This is a genomic window from Streptomyces deccanensis, assembly GCF_022385335.1.
Classification (GTDB): Bacteria; Actinomycetota; Actinomycetes; order Streptomycetales; family Streptomycetaceae; genus Streptomyces; species Streptomyces deccanensis.
Genome location: NZ_CP092431.1, coordinates 6,337,470 through 6,355,193, shown reverse-complemented (window position 1 = coordinate 6,355,193; position 17,724 = coordinate 6,337,470). Strand labels below are relative to the sequence as shown.

18 protein-coding genes are annotated in these 17,724 nt (G+C 71.7%); 7 read left to right on the top strand and 11 right to left on the bottom strand.

The annotated features are described in order from the left end of the window. Positions 1 to 94 precede the first annotated feature (94 nt). A complete protein-coding gene (locus L3078_RS28445; RefSeq protein ID WP_239756763.1) occupies positions 95 to 1,291 on the top strand; it encodes a class I SAM-dependent methyltransferase in 1,197 nt (398 codons plus the stop codon). 619 nt (positions 1,292 to 1,910) lie between these two features. Here the strand turns inward: L3078_RS28445 and L3078_RS28440 are convergent. The 5 genes from L3078_RS28440 to L3078_RS28420 all read right to left on the bottom strand — a co-directional run bounded on the left by L3078_RS28440 (position 1,911) and on the right by L3078_RS28420 (position 7,551). Next, positions 1,911 to 3,194 carry an RNA polymerase sigma factor gene (locus L3078_RS28440; RefSeq protein WP_420864110.1) on the bottom strand — a complete coding sequence of 428 codons (1,284 nt, stop codon included), beginning with the start codon at positions 3,192 to 3,194 and terminating at the stop codon, positions 1,911 to 1,913. Positions 3,195 to 3,263: 69 nt separating this feature from the next. Then, the gene (locus L3078_RS28435; protein ID WP_239756762.1) at positions 3,264 to 3,620 is read right to left on the bottom strand and encodes a YciI family protein; all 357 of its coding nucleotides are present in this window, start codon (positions 3,618 to 3,620) and stop codon (positions 3,264 to 3,266) included. Positions 3,621 to 3,734: 114 nt separating this feature from the next. Continuing rightward, positions 3,735 to 4,832, bottom strand: coding sequence for an LCP family protein (locus L3078_RS28430; RefSeq protein ID WP_420864191.1), 1,098 nt, complete (start codon positions 4,830 to 4,832; stop codon positions 3,735 to 3,737). A 107-nt stretch (positions 4,833 to 4,939) separates the two neighbouring features. Beyond that, positions 4,940 to 6,286, bottom strand: a complete 1,347-nt coding sequence (locus L3078_RS28425) for an endo-1,4-beta-xylanase (RefSeq protein WP_239756760.1) — start codon at positions 6,284 to 6,286, stop codon at positions 4,940 to 4,942. A 197-nt stretch (positions 6,287 to 6,483) separates the two neighbouring features. Further along, the gene (locus L3078_RS28420) at positions 6,484 to 7,551 is read right to left on the bottom strand and encodes a LacI family DNA-binding transcriptional regulator (protein ID WP_239756759.1); all 1,068 of its coding nucleotides are present in this window, start codon (positions 7,549 to 7,551) and stop codon (positions 6,484 to 6,486) included. Between the two features lie 105 nt (positions 7,552 to 7,656). On the opposite strand from L3078_RS28420, the gene L3078_RS28415 reads away from it, so the two are divergent. The 4 genes from L3078_RS28415 to L3078_RS28400 are packed head-to-tail and all read left to right on the top strand — an operon-like array spanning position 7,657 to position 13,191. Beyond that, positions 7,657 to 9,018: an ABC transporter substrate-binding protein gene (locus tag L3078_RS28415; RefSeq protein WP_239756758.1), complete on the top strand. Its 1,362-nt coding sequence runs from the start codon at positions 7,657 to 7,659 to the stop codon at positions 9,016 to 9,018. Further along, positions 9,015 to 9,932: a carbohydrate ABC transporter permease gene (locus L3078_RS28410; protein WP_420864109.1), complete on the top strand. Its 918-nt coding sequence runs from the start codon at positions 9,015 to 9,017 to the stop codon at positions 9,930 to 9,932. The genes L3078_RS28415 and L3078_RS28410 overlap by 4 nt, the downstream gene beginning before the upstream one ends. A 9-nt stretch (positions 9,933 to 9,941) precedes the next feature. Beyond that, on the top strand, positions 9,942 to 10,847 hold the full coding sequence (locus L3078_RS28405; RefSeq protein WP_239756757.1) for a carbohydrate ABC transporter permease: 906 nt from the start codon (positions 9,942 to 9,944) through the stop codon (positions 10,845 to 10,847). 58 nt (positions 10,848 to 10,905) lie between these two features. Beyond that, positions 10,906 to 13,191: a beta-xylosidase/alpha-l-arabinosidase gene (locus L3078_RS28400; protein ID WP_239756756.1), complete on the top strand. Its 2,286-nt coding sequence runs from the start codon at positions 10,906 to 10,908 to the stop codon at positions 13,189 to 13,191. Positions 13,192 to 13,194: 3 nt separating this feature from the next. On the opposite strand, the gene L3078_RS28395 is transcribed toward L3078_RS28400, so the two are convergent. Next, positions 13,195 to 13,281 carry a DUF397 domain-containing protein gene (locus tag L3078_RS28395; RefSeq protein ID WP_338059573.1) on the bottom strand — a complete coding sequence of 29 codons (87 nt, stop codon included), beginning with the start codon at positions 13,279 to 13,281 and terminating at the stop codon, positions 13,195 to 13,197. Positions 13,282 to 13,423: 142 nt separating this feature from the next. Here L3078_RS28395 and L3078_RS28390 point away from each other — a divergent pair, with 142 nt between their 5' ends. Continuing rightward, positions 13,424 to 14,164: a PH domain-containing protein gene (locus L3078_RS28390; RefSeq protein ID WP_239756755.1), complete on the top strand. Its 741-nt coding sequence runs from the start codon at positions 13,424 to 13,426 to the stop codon at positions 14,162 to 14,164. On the opposite strand, the gene L3078_RS28385 is transcribed toward L3078_RS28390, so the two are convergent. The 4 genes from L3078_RS28385 to tsaB are packed head-to-tail and all read right to left on the bottom strand — an operon-like array spanning position 14,118 to position 16,685. Beyond that, complete coding sequence (locus L3078_RS28385) at positions 14,118 to 14,372, bottom strand: hypothetical protein (RefSeq protein ID WP_239756754.1); 255 nt, start codon at positions 14,370 to 14,372, stop codon at positions 14,118 to 14,120. The genes L3078_RS28390 and L3078_RS28385 overlap by 47 nt on opposite strands. Then, complete coding sequence (tsaD, locus tag L3078_RS28380) at positions 14,369 to 15,484, bottom strand: tRNA (adenosine(37)-N6)-threonylcarbamoyltransferase complex transferase subunit TsaD (RefSeq protein WP_420864108.1); 1,116 nt, start codon at positions 15,482 to 15,484, stop codon at positions 14,369 to 14,371. Before tsaD ends, L3078_RS28385 begins: the two co-directional genes overlap by 4 nt. A 14-nt stretch (positions 15,485 to 15,498) precedes the next feature. Continuing rightward, positions 15,499 to 15,999, bottom strand: a complete 501-nt coding sequence (rimI, locus tag L3078_RS28375; RefSeq protein WP_239760496.1) for a ribosomal protein S18-alanine N-acetyltransferase — start codon at positions 15,997 to 15,999, stop codon at positions 15,499 to 15,501. 20 nt (positions 16,000 to 16,019) lie between these two features. Continuing rightward, positions 16,020 to 16,685, bottom strand: a complete 666-nt coding sequence (gene tsaB / locus L3078_RS28370) for a tRNA (adenosine(37)-N6)-threonylcarbamoyltransferase complex dimerization subunit type 1 TsaB (RefSeq protein WP_239756752.1) — start codon at positions 16,683 to 16,685, stop codon at positions 16,020 to 16,022. A 124-nt stretch (positions 16,686 to 16,809) separates the two neighbouring features. Between tsaB and L3078_RS28365 the strand changes: the two genes are divergently transcribed. Continuing rightward, on the top strand, positions 16,810 to 17,370 hold the full coding sequence (locus L3078_RS28365) for a L,D-transpeptidase (RefSeq protein WP_239756751.1): 561 nt from the start codon (positions 16,810 to 16,812) through the stop codon (positions 17,368 to 17,370). Positions 17,371 to 17,481: 111 nt separating this feature from the next. On the opposite strand, the gene L3078_RS28360 is transcribed toward L3078_RS28365, so the two are convergent. Beyond that, the gene (locus L3078_RS28360; RefSeq protein WP_239756750.1) at positions 17,482 to 17,652 is read right to left on the bottom strand and encodes a hypothetical protein; all 171 of its coding nucleotides are present in this window, start codon (positions 17,650 to 17,652) and stop codon (positions 17,482 to 17,484) included. Between the last annotated feature and the right edge of the window lie 72 nt (positions 17,653 to 17,724).

Genomic DNA, 17,724 nt, shown 5'->3' with positions numbered 1-17,724 from the left:
CCCGACACCGCCGCCGTCCCCCGACCATCCACCGACTGGCCCACACCACCCTCCCCCCGGCCCCCGCCCCGTCCCCCTGACCGACAATGTCCCGGTGAACGACCTCGACCCCGCCGCCTTCCTCACCCCCCTCCTCACCCCCGAGGGCCGTGCCCTCCTCGACGAGGTGCGCGACACCGAGCCCGCGCGGGAGCTGGCCGTGGCGACCCGGCTGCGCCGCGACCACCCGGCGGACCTGGTCTCGGCCGCGCTGGCACAGGCCCGGCTGCGGCAGCGGGCCGTGGCGAAGTTCGGCGCGGCGGACGCCGAGCGAATGTTCTTCACGCCGAACGGGGTCGAACAGTCGACCAGGACGAGCGTGGCGACGTACCGGGCCGAGTGTTTCCGGGCGCTGGGCGTGCGGTCGGTCGCCGACCTGTGCTGCGGGATCGGCGGGGACGCGATCGCGTTCGCGCGGGCCGGGATCCGGGTGCTGGCCGTCGACCGCGACCCGCTGACCGTGGCGGTGGCCCGCGCCAACGCCGACGCGCTCGGGCTCGCCGGGCTGGTCGAGGTGCGCGAGGCGGATGTGACGGAGGTGGACACGGCCGGGTACGACGCCGTGTTCGTCGACCCCGCCCGGCGTTCCTCCAAGCGCGGCCGGATCTTCGACCCGGAGGCCTACTCCCCGCCCCTGTCCTGGGCCGTGTCCGCCGCGCTGAAGGCCCCGCTCGGCGCGCTGAAGATCGCGCCCGGCATCCCGCACGAGGCGATCCCGCCGGAGGCCGAGGCCGAGTGGATCTCGGACGGTGGGGACGTGAAGGAGGCCGTGCTCTGGTTCCGTGCGGACGGGACGCCGGGGGCGCGGCGGGCGATGCTGCTGCCCGCCGAGGCCGGGATCCGCGCCACGCCCGACACGATGCTGCCCGACCCGCCGGTCCGTCCGGTGGGCCGGTACCTGTACGAGCCCGACGGCGCCGTGATCCGCGCCCACCTGGTCGCCGAGGTCGCCGAGGAACTGGCGGGCGGGCTGATCGACCCCACGATCGCCTACGTCACCGCCGACGAGCACCATGTCACCCCGTACGCGACGGCGTACGAGATCACCGACCGGCTTCCCTTCAACGTGAAGAAGTTGAAGGCCCTACTGCGGGAGCGCGAGGTCGGCATCCTCACCGTGAAGAAGCGGGGGTCGGCCGTGGAGCCGGAGGAACTGCGCAAGAAGGTCAAGCCACAGGGCCGCAACGCGGCAACGGTCTTCCTGACCCGCGTCGCAGGCGCCCCGACGATGCTGATCGGCCACCCGGCGTAGGGCCCCGGTTCCGCCGGGGGTGCCTGCTCCGCAGGGATACCGGGGTGCCGGGGGCGCCGAGGGTGCCGAGGGGCGCCGGAGAGGCCGGAGAGGCCGAGGGGCCTGGGCACCGGAGAGGCCGGGGCGCCGGAGAGGCCGGGGCACCGGAGGGGCCGGGCTGCCGGAGGCGCCGGGCTGCCGGAGGCGCCGGGCTGCCGGAGGCGCCGGGTTGCCGGAGGCGCTGGCGCCCGTCCGCGCCATCGCCGTTACCGGCCACGCGGCCGGGCCCGTAGCCGTGGCCGGCGGCCGACCCCGTAGGTGGGGCCGCCGGCTGACCCCGTAGCCGTGGCCGCCGTCGCGGTCCGTGGCAGCCCGTCGTGCGGCTCCCGGGCAGCGCCTCACGGCATCGCCGCGCTGCTCACCTCGCCCCGCCACGCGGGACGCGCGCCCCGCAGACGGAGCAGCCGCGCGTGAATGCCCCGCCCGCGGCCCTCACGCGTGGATGCGCCGCCCGATGTCCTCACGCGTGAATGCCCCGCCCGATGCCCTCGATGCGCCACCCACCCACTCACGTCCCGCCGCCACCCACCCACCCTCACCCGCCTCTCAACCGCGCGTCGTCCGCGCGTCGTCCGCCCCTTCACTCCTCCTGCGCCCTCGCCAGCATCAACGCCCGCTCGCGTTCGTTGTGGGTCAGGGTGGCCGCCCGGAGGAACTCCGCGCGCGCCTCCTCCGTGCGGCCCAGGCGGTGGAGGAGGTCGCCGCGCACGCTCGGCAGCAAGTGGTAGTCCCGCAGGGCGGGTTCGGCGGCGAGGCTGTCCACGATCTCCAGGGCGGGGCCGGGGCCCTCGGCCATGGAGACGGCGACCGCGCGGTTCAGTTCGACCACGGGGGACGGGGCGCGGGCGGCCAGCAGGGCGTACAGCGTGGCGATCCTCGGCCAGTCCGTCTCGTCGTAGGTGTACGCCTGGGCGTGGCACGCGGCGATGGCCGCCTGGAGGGCGTACGGGCCCGGGGCCCCCTGCGCGGCGGCGGTGGCACGGCCGAGGGCGGTGAAGCCCCGGGCGATGAGGAGGCGGTTCCAGCGGCGGCGGTCCTGGTCCCGCAGCAGGACCGGCTCCCCGGCGGGCCCCGTGCGGGTGGCCGCCCGCGACTCCTGGAGCTCCAGCAGGGCGACCAGACCGTGCACCTCGGGCTCCTTGGGCATCAACTGGGCCAGCACGCGCGCCAGTCGGAGGGCGTCCTCGCACAGCGCCGGGCGCAGCAGGTCGTCGCCCGCGGTGGCCGCGTACCCCTCGTTGAAGATCAGGTAGATGACCTCCAGGACGGAGTCGAGGCGGGCCTCCCGGTCGGGGCCGTACGGCACCTCGAAGGCGACGTTCCTCGTGGCCAGCGTGCGCTTGGCGCGGACGATGCGCTGGGCGAGCGTCGGCTCGGGGGTCAGGAAGGCGCGGGCGATCTCGGTGGTGGTCAGGCCGCCGAGCAGCCGCAGGGTGAGGGCGATGCGGGCCTCGGCGGACAGCACCGGGTGGCAGGCCGTGAAGACCAGGCGGAGCAGGTCGTCGTCGATGTCGTCCGGGTCGGACGGCTGATCGAGATACGGCCCCGCCGCCTCCAGGTCCCGCCCCACCTCCGCGAGCTTGCGCGCGTACCGCTCCCGGCGGCGCACGAGGTCGATCGCCCGGTGCTTGGCCGTCGCCATGAGCCAGGCGCCTGGATTGTCCGGCACCCCGTCCCTCGGCCATCGCTCCAGCGCGGCGACCAGCGCGTCCTGTGCCAACTCCTCCGCGATCCCGACGTCCCGCACGATCCGCGCGACACCGGCGATGACTCTGGGCGACTCGATCCGGAACACGGTCTCGATGGCCGTGTCCGGGTCGGGGTCCTTGGGTGGGGGCATGGGCGGGGTGGGCTGTGAGGTCACAGCCCACCATCAGACACGACATCCCAGGCGTCCGAGAAGCGGCCTCGCCAGCGGCCTCGCCAGGCGGGCTCAGCCCTCCATGATCTCCCGCACCTCGCACGTCACCGTCCAGTGCTCCTCGTGCACCTTCAGGAACCGCTTGGTCCACTCGATCGCCTCGGCCATGTCCTTGCACTGCATCAGCGCATAGCCGCCGACGACCTCCTTGGACTCGGTGAACGGCCCGTCCGTGACGGAGATCCTGCCGCCCTCCCAGTGCACGCGCGCCCCTTGCGCGGTCGGCGTCAGGCCGGCGGTGTCGAGCATGACCCCCGCCTTGGTGATCTCCTCCAGCAGCTCCCCCATCCGTTGCATCAGCTCGGGGCTGGGCCCCTCGGCGGGGGCGGTCTTCTCGTCGATCTGAACCAGCGACAGATAACGCGGCATGGTGACTCCTACGGCATCAGCGGGCGGGGCCTGTCCCCGACTCTCACCCATGCGTCGAACGACCGCACACCGGATCGACACCGCCGCCGGATTTTCCGAGAAACTTTTTCTCCGCTACCTCAGCGACTCCCACAACCGGCTCGCCTCCGGCTCGTCCGCCACCACCCGGTTGCGGTCGTACGCGGCCGTGACCACCGGCATCATCACGGTCTCCGTCTCGGCCGAGGTCAGGCCGTTCAGGCTCTTGCCCAGGCTCACCAGCTCCCCCAGCGAGTCCAGTCCGGTGTCCGTCGTCAGGCTTCCGGTGATCGCGTCGGCGGCCCGGTAGAGCTGCGCGGGGTTGGTCAGGAGGTCGGTCGAGGAGATCTGGTCCAGCAGGGCCTTGACCAGTGTCTGCTGGAGGCCGATGCGGCCGAGGTCGCTGCCGTCGCCGATGCCGTGGCGGGTGCGGGCCAGGGCGAGGGCCTGTTCGCCGTCCAGGTGGTGGGTGCCGGCGTCCAGGGTCAGATGGCTGTCCTCGTCGTCGATGTCCTCGTCCGTGGTGACCGTGACGCCGCCGAGGGCGTCGACGAGCTTCGCGAAGCCGGCGAAGTCGATCTCGATGTAGTGGTCCATGCGGACGTCCGTCATCGACTCGACCGTCTTGACCGCGCAGACCGGGCCGCCGACCGCGTACGCGCTGTTGAACATCACGTTGTACGCCACCGCCGTCGAGCCGCCCGACTCCAGCGGGCAGGACGGGCGGGTGACGAGGGTGTCGCGGGGGATGCTGACGACCGTCGCCCCGGTGCGCCCCTCGTCGACGTGGACGACCATCGCCGTGTCCGAGCGGGCCCCCGCGCCCTCGTCGCCGCCGCCGAGTTCCGCGTTCTCCTTGCCGCTGCGGGAGTCGGAGCCGAGGACGAGGATGTTCAGGGCGCCGCTCGGCAGGGCCTCGGCGGCGGCCGACGCCGACGGATTTGACGCGGACGGATCCGACGCGAACGGATCCGGGGAGGAACGGATCTTCGCGGGGCGGTTGTCGCCGAGGGCGGCGTCGATGTCGACACTCGCGATGTTGTCGTTCAGCCGCCAGAACGCCCAACCCGCCCCGCCCGCCCCGACCACGAGGACCCCGGCGAGCAGGCACCCGGCGATTCTCAGCCGACGCCGCCGTCGGGCCGGGTCCCCGCTGCCGCCCCCGAACGCGCTTTCTTCACCATTCACGCACAGGAACTTACGTCCGAATTGTTACGGGCAGAACCTCATGCCGCCTTTCCTTCGGAAATTCTCAGACTTCTCAGTCCTCTGCAGTCCTCGGGAGTACTCGGCAGCCACTCTCAGCCCAGCGTCACCGTGGGCACCGGATTGCTCCCGCTCCAGGTTCCGTTGAAGCCGAAGCTCACCGAACCGCCGCTCGGCACGCTCCCGTTCCAGGAGGCGTTGGAACAGCTGACGGCCGTACCCGTCTGGACGCAGTTCGCGTTCCACGCCTGGCCGACCCGCTGCCCCGCCCCGAACGTCCAGGTGACCCGCCAGGAGGAGAGCGAGGATCCGGCGGCGCAACTGATGGTCACATTGCCGGTGAAGCCGGTGTTCCACTGGTTCGGGACGCTGTACACGGCCGAGCAGCCGGTGGGTACCGGTGGCTCGGTCACCGTGCCACCGAGCGCCGTCGCGATGCCGTAGTACGCGGGCTTCGGCGCGTAGCTCTCGTCGTACGGGGTCGCCGCGCCCTCGCCGGGGAAGGTGTCCGGGATCCAGGAGTCGGAGTCGGTGAAGCCCCAGACCGTCACACCGGTGCAGCGGGTCACGGCGACGCAGGCCTTCACCACGGCGTCGAACTCGGTGCGCTGCTGGGCCAACTTGGCCGCCGTGGCGGGGAGTTGCATCCGGATGTCGAGTTCGGTGATGGCGACGTCCACGCCCAGGTCGGCGAAGCGCTGGATGTTCTGCTGGAGCGTGGAGGGGACCTGACCGAGGATCAGGTGGGCCTGGAGGCCGACCCCGTCGATGGGGACACCGCGTGCCTTGAGGTCCCGGACCAGGTTGTAGAGGGCCGTGCTCTTCGCGTTGACGCCCTCGACGTTGTAGTCGTTGATGTAGAGCTTGGCGGCCGGGTCGGCGGCGCGGGCGGCGGTCAGGGCCTGGGCGATGTAGTCGGCGCCGAGGCCGTTGTACCAGAGGGTCTGGCGGTAGGTGCCGTCCTCGTTGAACGGCTCGTTCACCACGTCCCAGGCGGCGAGGCGGCCCTTGTAGCGGCCGACCTCGAGGGCGATGTGGTCGTTCATCAGCTGGCTGAGCTGCGCGGGTGTCCAGGTGCCGTTGTCGAGCCAGCTCGGGTTCTGGCTGTGCCAGACGAGGGTGTGGCCGCGTACGTCCTGGTCGTGGGCCTCGGCGAAGTCGACGATCTGGTCGGCCTCGGTCCAGTTGAAGTTGCCCCGGGTGGGTTCGACGGAGCCCCACTTCATGGCGTTGCCGGGGGTGAGCCAGTTGAACTCCCGGCCCGCGATCTCGCCGTAGGTGCCGGTGAGTTTGGAGCCGGTGACGGCGGTGCCGATCGCCTTGTTCTTGGCCGCGGCGAGGTCACGCAGGGGTGGGTCGGCGGCGTGGGCGGAGGGGGCGGCGACGATCAGGGCGGCGACGGCGGCCAGGCCGGTGAGCAGGCCGCTCAGGGAGGGTCTCATTGCGGGTGCCTCCGAAAGTTTCGGTGGTGCAACCGATTGACTTCGGAGGAGTGTGGAGGGGGAGGCGTCAGCCGTCAATACATCAACTTCCGGACAGGCGTCTGCCGGGATCGGTTCATGGCCGGCTGACCCCTACGTCGTGGCTTGTCGCGCAGTTCCCCGCGCCCCTGAAGGAAGGCGGCTTCGCCTGCCTTCCTTCAGGGAGCCAGTGGCGGCACCCCCGTACTACTGCGCACCACCAGACTCGTCGCCAGCTCCACCCTCGTCGCCGCCGAGGGGCCCCCGTCCTGGCGCCCCAGGTCCAGCACCAGGCGGGCCGCCGCCTCGGCCATCTCCATCAGGGGCTGGCGCACGGTCGTCAGCGGGGGCCCCACCCAGCGGGCCACCGGCAGGTCGTCGAAGCCGACGACGCTGAGGTCCTCCGGGATGCGCAGGCCCAGTTCGCGGGCCGCCTCGTAGAGGCCGAGGGCCTGGAGGTCGTTGCCGGCGAAGACGGCGGTCGGGCGGTCGGGGCGGCGCAGCAGCTCCAGCCCCAGCCGGTAGCCGGTCTCGTGGTGGAAGTCCCCGGCCTTGATCAGGTCGGCGGCGACCGGCAGCCCGGCGGTCTCCAGGGCGGCCCGGTAGCCGTCGACCCGGGCGCGGCTGCACATCATCCGCGAGGGTCCGCTGATGGCGCCGATGCGCCGGTGGCCGAGTTCGATCAGATGACGGGTCGCGGCGAGGCCGCCCTGCCAGTTGGTGGCGCCGATCGAGGGTACGTCGTCGCCCGGGTCGCCCGCCGGGTCCATCACCACGAACGGGATGGAGCGGCTGGTGAGCAGGGCGCGCTGGGACTCGTCCAGCCCCGACAGGACCAGCACGACCCCGTGCGGGCGGCGCGCGGCGACCTGGTCGGCCCAGGTGCGGCCGGGGGTGAGGCGCCCCGCGCTCTCGGAGAGGACGACGCTCAGGCCCTCCTCGCGCGCGATGTTCTCCACACCCCGGATGACCTCCATGGCCCAGGCGCTCTCCAGCTCGTGGAAGACCAGGTCGATGAGGGGGGACCGGGTCGCCTCGGCGCGTCGGCGGCGGTAGCCGTACTCGCGCAGCAGGTCCTCGACGCGGGTGCGGGTCGCGGGCGCGACGTCCGCGCGGCCGTTGAGCACCTTCGAAACAGTCGGAGCCGAGACGCCTGCCTGGCGGGCGATCTCGGCGAGCGTCGCGGTCTGCGTGGAGTGCGACGCACGCGCTCTTGTCTGGATTTCCTCGGGCTTCGCGGGCTTCATGTGCGGGATCGTATCCCTGCGCGACCCCTTGACGAACCCTTTCGACGGCCTTACGTTCCCGGAACATTCGAAGTAACACCCGAAACATTCGCGAAGGGTGCTCTCATGGAGTCGAGTAGAGGCCAGGTCACCGGCGGCGCAGGCGGCCGTTCGTTCAGCAGGCGCTGGTTCCTCGGCGCGGGGTCCGCCTCGTTGCTCACCGCCGGCCTCGGGGCCGGCCTCACCGCCTGCGGCTCCGGCGGCGGCTCGGGCGGCGGGGACGGCAAGACGCTCACCGCGTTCGTGTACGGCGACGACGCGGTGAAGGTCCAGCAGGCGGGCGTGGACCGGTTCAACAAGTCGGCCGCGGCGAAGAAGGCCGGCGGCACCATCAAGCTCCAGAAGGTCCCCGGCTCCGACTACTCCCCCAAGCTCCGCACGGCGATGGGCTCCCCGAGCGCGCCGGACATCTTCTTCAACTGGGGCGGCGGCTCGATCAAGCCGTACGAGGAGGCGGGCAAGCTCGTCGACCTCACCGACATCATCGAGGGCGACCCGGTCCTCAAGTCCGGCTTCCTGCCCTCGGTCCTCGCGGCCGGCGACCTGGGGGGCCGCCACTACGGCATCCCGATGCGCGGCATGCAGCCGGTGATCCTCTTCTACAACAAGTCCGTCTTCGCCGAGCACAAGCTCCAGCCGCCCACCACCTGGGACCAACTCCTCGACATCAACGCCAAGTTGAAGAAGGCGAAGATCACCCCCTTCGCGCTCGGCGGCTCCGACGTCTGGCCCGAGCTGATGTGGCTGGAGTATCTGGTCGACCGGATCGGCGGTCCCGAGGTCTTCAAGCGCATCCAGGACGGTGACGCCGAGGGCTGGGGCGACCCGGCCGTCGTCCGTGCCGCCGAGCTGGTCAAGGAGCTCATCGACGACGGCGCCTTCGGCTCCAAGTTCACCTCGGTGTCGTACGTCAACGGCGGCGCTCCCGCGGTCTTCGCGCGCGGCAAGGCGGCCATGCACCTGATGGGCTCGTGGGAGTACTCGACCCAGCTCGGCAAGTTCCCGGACTTCGCCAAGAGCAACCTGGGCTGGGCCGCCTTCCCGACCGTCGAGGGCGGCACCGGTGACGTCCGCAACGTCGTCGGCAACCCCACCAACTACTGGTCGATCAACGCCCGTACGAAGAACAAGGATCTCGCGGTCGGCTTCCTGAAGGACTGCGCGTCGAAGGAGTACGCGCAGGCGCTCATCGACAACGGCGACGTGCCGACCACCTCGAACGCGGCCGAGCTGCTCGCCTCCTCCCCCAACCCCGAGTACGCGAAGTTCCAGTACGACATGGTGCAGAAGGCCCCGGCCTTCACGCTCTCCTGGGATCAGGCGCTCGGCGACGGCCTCGGCACCAAGATGCACACGGAGATAGGCAAGCTGTTCGCGGGCCAGTCCTCGCCGAGCGAGTTCGTGACGGCGTGCAAGGGGCTGAAGTGACCGTCACGGTCGAGAAGACCCCGGCGCCACGGACGGGGCAGGTGCACCGGGCGGCTCGGCGTACGAGCCGCACCGGCCGCCCGCACGCCGCCTGGGCCCTGCCCGGCGTCCTCTTCTTCACCTTCTTCGCGGTCGTCCCGATGGCGCTGGCCCTCTACCTCTCCTTCACCAGCTGGGACGGCCTCGGCGACCCCCGGCCCGTGGGCCTCGACAACTGGAAGAAGCTCCTCGACGACCCCCGGATGACGCAGTCCCTGTGGCTGACGGTCGTCCTCACCGTCGCCAGCTGGGTCTTCCAGACGGTCGTCGCCCTGCTCCTCGGTGTCTGGGCGGCGGGCCGGCAGCGCAACCGGGCGATCCTCTCCGCGGTCTTCTTCGTCCCGTTCCTGCTCTCCTCCACCGCCATCGCGATCCTGTTCTACGCCCTGCTCGACCCGAACTTCGGCATCATCCAGAAGGACACCCTCGGCTCGCAGAGCGGCGCGTTCCTCGCGATCGTCTTCGTCGGCGGCTGGCAGTTCATCCCCTTCCACACCCTGATCTACCAGGGCGGGGCCCGCCAGATCCCCGAGGTGCTCTACCAGGCGGCCGCCATCGACGGCGCCGGCCGCTACCGCCAGTTCTTCTCGATCACGCTGCCGCAGCTGCGCCACACGATCACCACGTCCACGGTCCTGATGGTCGTCGGCTCCCTGACGTACTTCGAGACGGTCCTGATCCTCACCAAGGGCGGCCCCGGCACGGACACCGCGATCCTGCCGTACCTGATGTACGAGGCGGGCTTCAAGACGTACGACTTCGGCTACGCCAGCGCCATCGCGTCCTTCCTGGTCATCGCCGCGACGGGCCTCTCCCTGGTCCTGGTCCGGCTGACCGGCTTCGGCGCCATGCGCAGCACCCGCGAAGGGATGTGACGGCACGCAATGTCACACGACACACTGGCGCGCCCCACGAGGACCCGGCAGCCGGGCGGTGGCCCGGTGACTGAGGCCCCCCGCCGCCGCAGGCACTGGGCGCGCCGAGCCAACCCGGTGGCGGGCCTGGGCGCCTTCGTCTGGCTGGTCATCGTCCTGATCCCGATCTACGCGATGCTGTCGGCGTCTCTCACCGGCGCGGACAAGGCGTTGACGGGCAATCCCCTCAAGCCTCCCGCCGACCCGACCCTCGACAACTACAACACCGTCCTGACCAGTGGCTTCGGTCACCTCCTGAGCAATACGGCGATCGTCGCGGTGTCGGTCGTGGGCATCGTCCTGGCCCTGTCCATCCCGCTCGCGTACACGGCCGTCCGCACCCGCGACCGCTGGTCGAACGCGGCGTTCCGCCTCTTCCTGCTGGGCGTGGCGATCCCGGCCCAGGCAGTGGTCGTCCCGTTGTATTTGCTGATCGCCAAACTCGACCTCTACGACACCCTCCTGGCCGTCATCCTCCCGACGGCGGCCTTCGCGATGCCGGTCTCGGTCCTGGTCCTGGTGGGCACCCTCCGGGACGTCTCCGAGGACCTGTACGAGGCGATGGCCCTGGACGGGGCGTCCCCGCTGCGGATGCTCTTCCAGCTGACGATCCCGCTCGCCAAGGGCGGCATCAGCACGGTCGTCATCTTCTCGGCGCTCCAGGCGTGGAACGGCTTCCTCTTCCCGCTGATCTTCACCCAGTCCGACGGCCCCCGGGTCCTCACGCTCGGACTGTTCAACTACGTCAGCCAGTTCGGCGTCAACATCCCCGCCCTGCTCGCCTCGGTCGTCCTCTCCGGCATCCCGATCTTCGCCGTGTACCTGGTGGCGCGACGGGCGCTGGTGGGCGGGTTGATGGGCGTGGGCGGCAAGTGACGTCAGCGCTTCGAGCCCGCACGGCTTCTGAAACTCACCGACCTCTGACAGGAGTTTCATGACAACCCCTTGGCGTGACCCGGCCCTGCCCGCAGCGGCCCGGGTCGACGATCTGCTCTCCAGGATGACCCTGGAGGAAAAGACCGCGCAGCTGTACGGCGTGTGGGTGAAGAACGACGCGAACGGTGAGGACATCGCCCCCGACGAGGCGGGCATGACGGAGGCGTTCGACTTCGACGAGCTGATCACCCGGGGCCTCGGCCAGCTCACCCGCGTCTTCGGCACGGCCCCCCTCGACCCGGCCGAGGGCGCCAAAGTGCTGGCCCGCTTCCAGCGCCGCATCATGGCCGCGAACCGTTTCGGCATCCCGGCCGTCGCCCACGAGGAGTGCCTGGCCGGTTTCACCAGCTGGCGCGCGACGGCGTACCCGGTCCCCCTCGCCTGGGGGGCGACCTTCGACCCCTCGCTCGTCGAGGAGATGGCCCGGAACATCGGCCACGACATGGCGTCGGTCGGTGTCCACCAGGGCCTGTCCCCCGTTCTGGACGTCGTCCGCGACCCTCGCTGGGGACGGGTCGAGGAGACCGTGGGCGAGGATCCGTATCTGGTGGGCACGATCGGCTCGGCGTACGTACGGGGCCTGGAGTCGGCCGGCATCGTGGCCACGCTGAAGCACTTCGCCGGGTACGCCGCCTCGGTGGGCGCCCGCAACCACGCGCCCGTGCGCGCGGGCGTCCGCGAGTTCGCCGACGTGGTCCTGCCGCCGTTCGAGATGGCGCTGCGCGAGGGCGGCGCCCGCTCGGTCATGGCCGCGTACACGGAGACCGACGGCGTCCCGGTGTCGGCCGACCGGGCCCTGCTCACGGAACTCCTCCGCGACGACTGGGGCTTCACCGGCACGGTCGTCTCCGACTACTTCGGCATCGGCTTCCTGGAGACCAACCACCGGGTGGCGAGCAACCGAGCGGAGGCCGCCCACGCAGCGCTGGCCGCCGGCGTCGACGTGGAGCTGCCGAGCCTGCGCTGCTACGGCGAGCCCCTGATCGAGGCCGTGAAGGCGGGCGAGATCCCCGAGTCCCTGGTGGACCTCGCCGCCCGCCGCGTCCTGCTCCAGAAGTGCGAACTGGGCCTCCTGGACGAGGACTGGAGCCCCGAGCCGGCCGCCCCCGCCGCCGACCTGGACCCCCCGCGCAACCGCGCCCTGGCCCGCCGCCTCGCCGAGGAGTCGGTGGTCCTGCTGGACAACCCCGGCGCCGTGCTGCCGCTCGCCCCCGACCTCAGGATCGCGGTCGTGGGCCCCCGCGCCGACGACCCGCTGGCCATGCTGGGCTGCTACTCCTTCCCGTCCCACGTCCTGCCCGCCCACCCCGGCACCGCGCTCGGCATCGAGATCCCGACCGTCCTGGACTCCCTGCGCACGGAACTCCCCGACGCGAAGATCACGTACGCCGCCGGCAGCACGGTCGACGGCGCCGACACCGACGGGTTCCCCGAGGCGGTCGCCCGCGCCTCCGAGGCCGACGTCTGCGTGGCGGTCCTCGGCGACCGCGCCGCGCTCTTCGGCCGGGGCACCTCCGGCGAGGGCTGCGACGCGGAGGACCTCCGGCTGCCGGGTGTCCAGGCGAAGCTGCTGGACGCGCTGGTCGCCACGGGCACGCCGGTGGTCCTGCTCCTCCTGACCGGCCGCCCCTACGCGCTGGGCCGCTGGAACGGCCGGCTGGCGGCCACCGTCCAGGCGTTCTTCCCCGGGGAGGAGGGCGGCCCGTCGGTGGCGGGAGTGCTGTCGGGCCGCATCTCCCCCTCCGGCCGCCTCCCGGTCAGCGTCCCCGCCCGCCCCGGCGGCCAGCCGTGGACGTACCTCCAGCCGCCCATGGGCCTGCTCGGCGGCGCGAGCAACATCGACCCGACCCCGCTGTACCCCTTCGGGCACGGCCTCTCGTACACGACGTTCGCGTGGACGGACTTCGAGGAGGAGGGGTACGACGTGTCGGTGACCGTGCGCAACACGGGTGAGCGGGCGGGTGCGGAGGTCGTGCAGCTGTACCTGCACGACCCGGTGGCCTCGGTGACGCGCCCCGACATCCGCCTGATCGCCTATCAGCGGCTGGAGTTGGGGCCGGGGGATGCCTCGCGGGTCACGTTCCGCTTCCACCCCGACGTCTCGTGCTTCGCGGACCGCTCAGGACGGCTTGTGGTGGAACCGGGCGCCCTGGAACTGCGCCTGGGCGCGTCGAGCGCGGACATCCGCCACCGGGTGCGGCTGACGCTGGAGGGCCCGGTACGGGAGGTCGGCCCGGACCGCCGCCTGCACTGCGAGACGGAGGTCCGGACCCTGGAGAGCTGAGGTTCAGCCCGCCTGGGCCGCGTACGCGACGAACGCGGCCCAGGCGGCGGGGCCGAGGTGGGGGCGGGTGGTGTCTTTGGAGTCGCGGATGTGGATGGTGGCTCCTCCCGGCTCAACCCCGCATGCTCCCGCAGCGCCTGGACGACCGCCCCGAACGCCCGCATGCTCCCCCCTCAGTACACACCGCGACCCCTCTTACCCGGCGTTCACGGCGAGGGGCTATAACGACCCGATGAGCAATGAAATCGACCGGGAGTACCGAAGACGGAGAGGCATACACCCCGCCTTCCTCGTCACCATGGCCGCGGCAGCGCTGATCATCGCCATGTCGGTGAACTCGATGATCACGCTGGGCCCGACGAGCGGGAGTGCGATGGCCGTGGCGGCCTGGCTGCTCATCGCCACCCGCGTGGTGCTGGAGCAGTTCAGGGCCCGTACAACCGTCACGGCCGACGGCGTCACCGTACGCGGAGCGCTCCGCACCCGCAGCTGGGCCTGGTCGGAGATCCACGGCATCCGGGTCGAGGCCAACAGGTGGGGCAGCCCTCGCTGGTCGGGCTACCTCTACGCGACCGACGGGACCCGGGTCCGCCTCCTGCACGTCGACGAGTACCAACTGACCGACCCGATCGCGGAGATCGCCGACCTGGGCGCCACGGCCGTGCGACTCGGGCTGACCTCCATGGACACACGGCCTGACGTGGAGGAACGCGTCGCACGCGGCGCACGACGCCGTGCGGCATGGCAGCGGGCGGCCATCGCGAGCGCCGTGGTCATGGCCGCCATGTTCGTCATCGACGCCTGGCTGCTCTTCACCGACCGGCCGACGCACATGTACCTGATGCTCCTGGGCGTCCCGCTGGCCTGCCTACCCGTCCTCTTCTACGCCTTCGACCGCTTCGGAGAACGCCGGCACCGACGCGGCCTCACTCCCCCAGCGACTCGAACCGCCACCGGTGCACGGCCCGACTGACCAACTCCCCGCCGGGCTCCGGCAGTTCGGGCAACTCGGCGTCGTACTCCGCGTCCCACCACGTGATGACCAGCACCCGGTCCTGCGGCGCCCGGAACGTCTCGCGCCGCAGCGGCCGTAGGGGAAGCTCCTGGGCCCGCGCCCAGGCGAGGAGCTCGTCCCCCCGCCCGGCCACCGCACGCGCCTCCCACATCAGCGCGACCGTCACGAGTACAGGTTCTCCTTGCTGACCTCGTGAACGTGATCGTGATCGTGGTCGTGCCCGTGCCCGGCGGCGGTCCCCGGCACATGCGGATCCGTCACCGGCAGCGACGAGTCCGCCGACAGATCCCAGTCCGAAGCGGAGCGCCCCCGCGCGACCATCTCCGCGCCCAGCGCCGCCACCATCGCCCCGTTGTCCGTGCACAACTTGGGCCGGGGCACCCGGAGTCGGATGCCGGCCGCCTCGCAGCGCTCCTGGGCGAGTACCCGGAGGCGGGAGTTGGCGGCGACACCGCCGCCGATCATCAGGTGGTCGACACCCTCGTCCCGGCAGGCGCGCACGGCCTTCCTGGTCAGCACGTCCACCACGGCCTCCTGGAAGGACGCGGCGACATCCCGGACCGGAACGTCCTCCCCGGCCGCCCGCTTGGCCTCGATCCAGCGGGCCACGGCGGTCTTCAGCCCGGAGAAGGAGAAGTCGTAGGCGGGGTCGCGGGGCCCGGTGAGACCGCGCGGGAAGGCGATGGCCTCGGGGTCCCCCTCCTTCGCGTACCGGTCGATGACCGGCCCGCCCGGGAACCCGAGATTCAGCACACGAGCGATCTTGTCGAAGGCCTCGCCCGCCGCGTCGTCGATGGTCGCGCCCATCGGCCGGACGTCCGACGTGATGTCCGTCGACAGCAGCAGCGACGAGTGGCCGCCCGACACCAGCAGCGCCATCGTCGGCTCGGGCAGCGCCCCGTGCTCCAGCTGGTCGACGCAGATGTGGGAGGCGAGGTGGTTCACCCCGTAGAGCGGCTTGCCCAGCGCGTACGCGTACGCCTTCGCGGCCGAGACGCCCACCAGGAGGGCGCCCGCGAGGCCGGGCCCGGCGGTGACGGCGATGCCGTCGAGGTCCCTCGTGCTCACCCCCGCTTCCTTCAGCGCGCGGTCGATGGTCGGGACCATCGCCTCCAGGTGCGCCCGGGAGGCGACCTCGGGCACCACGCCGCCGAACCGGGCGTGCTCGTCGACGCTCGACGCGATCGCGTCGGCCAGCAGGGTCGTCCCGCGCACGATGCCGACGCCGGTCTCGTCGCAGGAGGTCTCGATCCCCAGGACCAGCGGTTCGTCAGCCATTGACCTTGCCATCCCTAGCCATTGATCTCGGTTCCTTGTACGGAGGTGGAAGGGTCGTTGAGGCGCATGACCAGCGCGTCCACGTTCCCCGGCTGGTAGTAGCCGCGGCGGAAGCCGATCGCCTCGAAGCCGAAGCGTTCGTAGAGCTTCTGGGCGCGGACGTTGTCGACCCGGCATTCGAGCATCACCTGGGCGCACTCGAAGGCGGTGGCGGCCCGCAGCAGCTCGGTGAGGATCGTCGCGCCGAGGCCGGTGCCCCAGTGTTCCCGGGCGACGGCGATGGTCTGGACGTCGGCGGTGTCCCCGGCGGAGGCGAGCCCCCCGTAGCCGACGATCCGCCCTTCACCACCACCGTCCGCGCCCTCGTCCGGGGCCACCGCCACCACGTAACGCCGGGTGGCGTTGGGGCCCCGCGCGTGGGCGAGGTCCGACCAGAACATGCCCCGGGACCAGGCGTCCTCGGGGAAGAGGTCCCTCTCCAGCTCCAGGACGGGCTCGATGTCCCACCAGCGCATCTCGCGCAGCACCGAGGTCGTCACTTCGGGGTGACCACCTTGTAGTTCTTGGGCACCTGGGCGTCGGGCCGACGCAGGTACAGCGGCCGGGGCGGCTCCAGCTCCTCACCCTTGGCCAGCCGCTCCGCCGCCAGCGCCGCGAGGGAGGCGGCGGAGACGTGCTCGGGCGCGCGGGCGTCGCTGAAGGTGTCGGGGTACAGCAGCGCGCCCGCCCCGACGGCGGGAAGCCCGGTCACCGACTCGGCGATCTCGGCGGGCCGGTCGACGGCCGGCTCGGTCGCCCTCGTCCGCGCGTCCTCGTACCGCGCCCAGTACACCTCCTTGCGCCGGGCGTCGGTGGCGACCACGAACGGCCCCTCGACCGTCCCCTCGACGCCGGCCGCGTACGCGAGCCCGTCGAGGGTGCACAGGCCGTGGACGGGGACCCCGAGGGCGAGGCCGAAGGTGTCGGCGGTCATGAGGCCGACGCGCAGCCCGGTGTACGGGCCGGGACCGATGCCCACGACGATGCCGGTGACGGCGTCGAGACGGGTGCCCGCCTCGGCGAGGACCCGGTCGACGGCGGGCAGCAGCAGTTCCCCGTGGCGTCGCGCGTCCACCTGACTCGACGCGGCGACGACATCCGTCCCGTCGTGCAGCGCGACGGTGACGGCGGGGGTGGCGGTATCCAGAGCGAGCAAGAGCACGCAAACAGCCTACGGCGCTTCGGCCCGGGCCACGGCCGACCCGGTGCACGCTCCCCCTGCTGCTACCGTCACAGCACAGACGTACTTCAAGGGCGTACGTGGGTACGAGAGGTGGGCGCAGAAGGTGGCCAGTAGCAGCTCGGGATTCGTGGCCGGGCTCACCGCGGCGGCCATCGCCGCCGTCGGTTTCCTCACCTACCAGGCGTCGGCGAAAGCGCCGGACGACCTGGGGAAACCGTCCGCATCGGAGTCCCCGAAGGCCAAGCAGTCCAAGACCCCCGGCAAGGGTGAGAAGGACACGGACGAGGTGCTCCCCGAGGACTCGGGCGCCGGCGAGCGGGTCGTCTACTCCCTCGACGAGGACCGCGTGTGGCTGGTCGGCGCCAACGAGAAGGTCACCCGCACGTTCGAGGTCACCCCGAGCACGGTCGACCCCACCCCCGCCACGTACACGGTCTCGTCCCGCTCCGCCGCCGTCACCGGCTCCGACGGCACCCCGATCGAACACGTCGTCCGCTTCGCCTCGGTGGACGGCGTCTCCGTGGGCTTCAGCGCGGCCGTCGACGGCTCCACCCCCCGCCCCGACCCCACCACCAAGACGGGCGGCATCCGAGAGTCCCGCAAGGACGGCAAGGCGATGTGGGAATTCGCGGGCATCGGCACGAAGGTGGTCGTGGTCGAGTAGGGGGCCTCTTGGCCGCCGGTCACCTCAGGGGCGCGGGGAACTGCGCGAGAACCCCCACCCAGCCGGCAGCCGCGCCACAACCGCAACCACCCCTCCGAACGCGCCCCACGGCTACGCCACCTTGCGGCACCGCTCACCCACACCCCGCCGCACATCCCGCTTGACCGGCGGAGCCGACGGCGGCGTGGAGACCACCTTCGCCGCCGCACAGGCAGCCAACAAGTCCCGCATCGACACCCCGGCCACCCCGGAGGGAACCGGCTCACGCTGCGCTGTCGACATGGACGCCTCCTGGGTGCCACGGCGAACCAAGTTAGGTAGACCTAACCAAGGACTGGTTACCATGTGACCACG

Coding starts and splice junctions, on each gene's coding strand:
- L3078_RS28435 (WP_239756762.1), bottom strand. CDS start 3,620: ATGCCGCGTTATCTGTCGCTGGTTCAGATCGACGAGAAGACCGCCCCC.
- L3078_RS28425 (WP_239756760.1), bottom strand. CDS start 6,286: ATGAGACCCTCCCTGAGCGGCCTGCTCACCGGCCTGGCCGCCGTCGCC.
- L3078_RS28420 (WP_239756759.1), bottom strand. CDS start 7,551: ATGAAGCCCGCGAAGCCCGAGGAAATCCAGACAAGAGCGCGTGCGTCG.
- L3078_RS28415 (WP_239756758.1), top strand. CDS start 7,657: ATGGAGTCGAGTAGAGGCCAGGTCACCGGCGGCGCAGGCGGCCGTTCG.
- L3078_RS28405 (WP_239756757.1), top strand. CDS start 9,942: ATGTCACACGACACACTGGCGCGCCCCACGAGGACCCGGCAGCCGGGC.
- L3078_RS28400 (WP_239756756.1), top strand. CDS start 10,906: ATGACAACCCCTTGGCGTGACCCGGCCCTGCCCGCAGCGGCCCGGGTC.
- L3078_RS28390 (WP_239756755.1), top strand. CDS start 13,424: ATGAGCAATGAAATCGACCGGGAGTACCGAAGACGGAGAGGCATACAC.
- tsaD (WP_420864108.1), bottom strand. CDS start 15,484: ATGGCTGACGAACCGCTGGTCCTGGGGATCGAGACCTCCTGCGACGAG.
- rimI (WP_239760496.1), bottom strand. CDS start 15,999: ATGCGCTGGTGGGACATCGAGCCCGTCCTGGAGCTGGAGAGGGACCTC.
- L3078_RS28360 (WP_239756750.1), bottom strand. CDS start 17,652: ATGTCGACAGCGCAGCGTGAGCCGGTTCCCTCCGGGGTGGCCGGGGTG.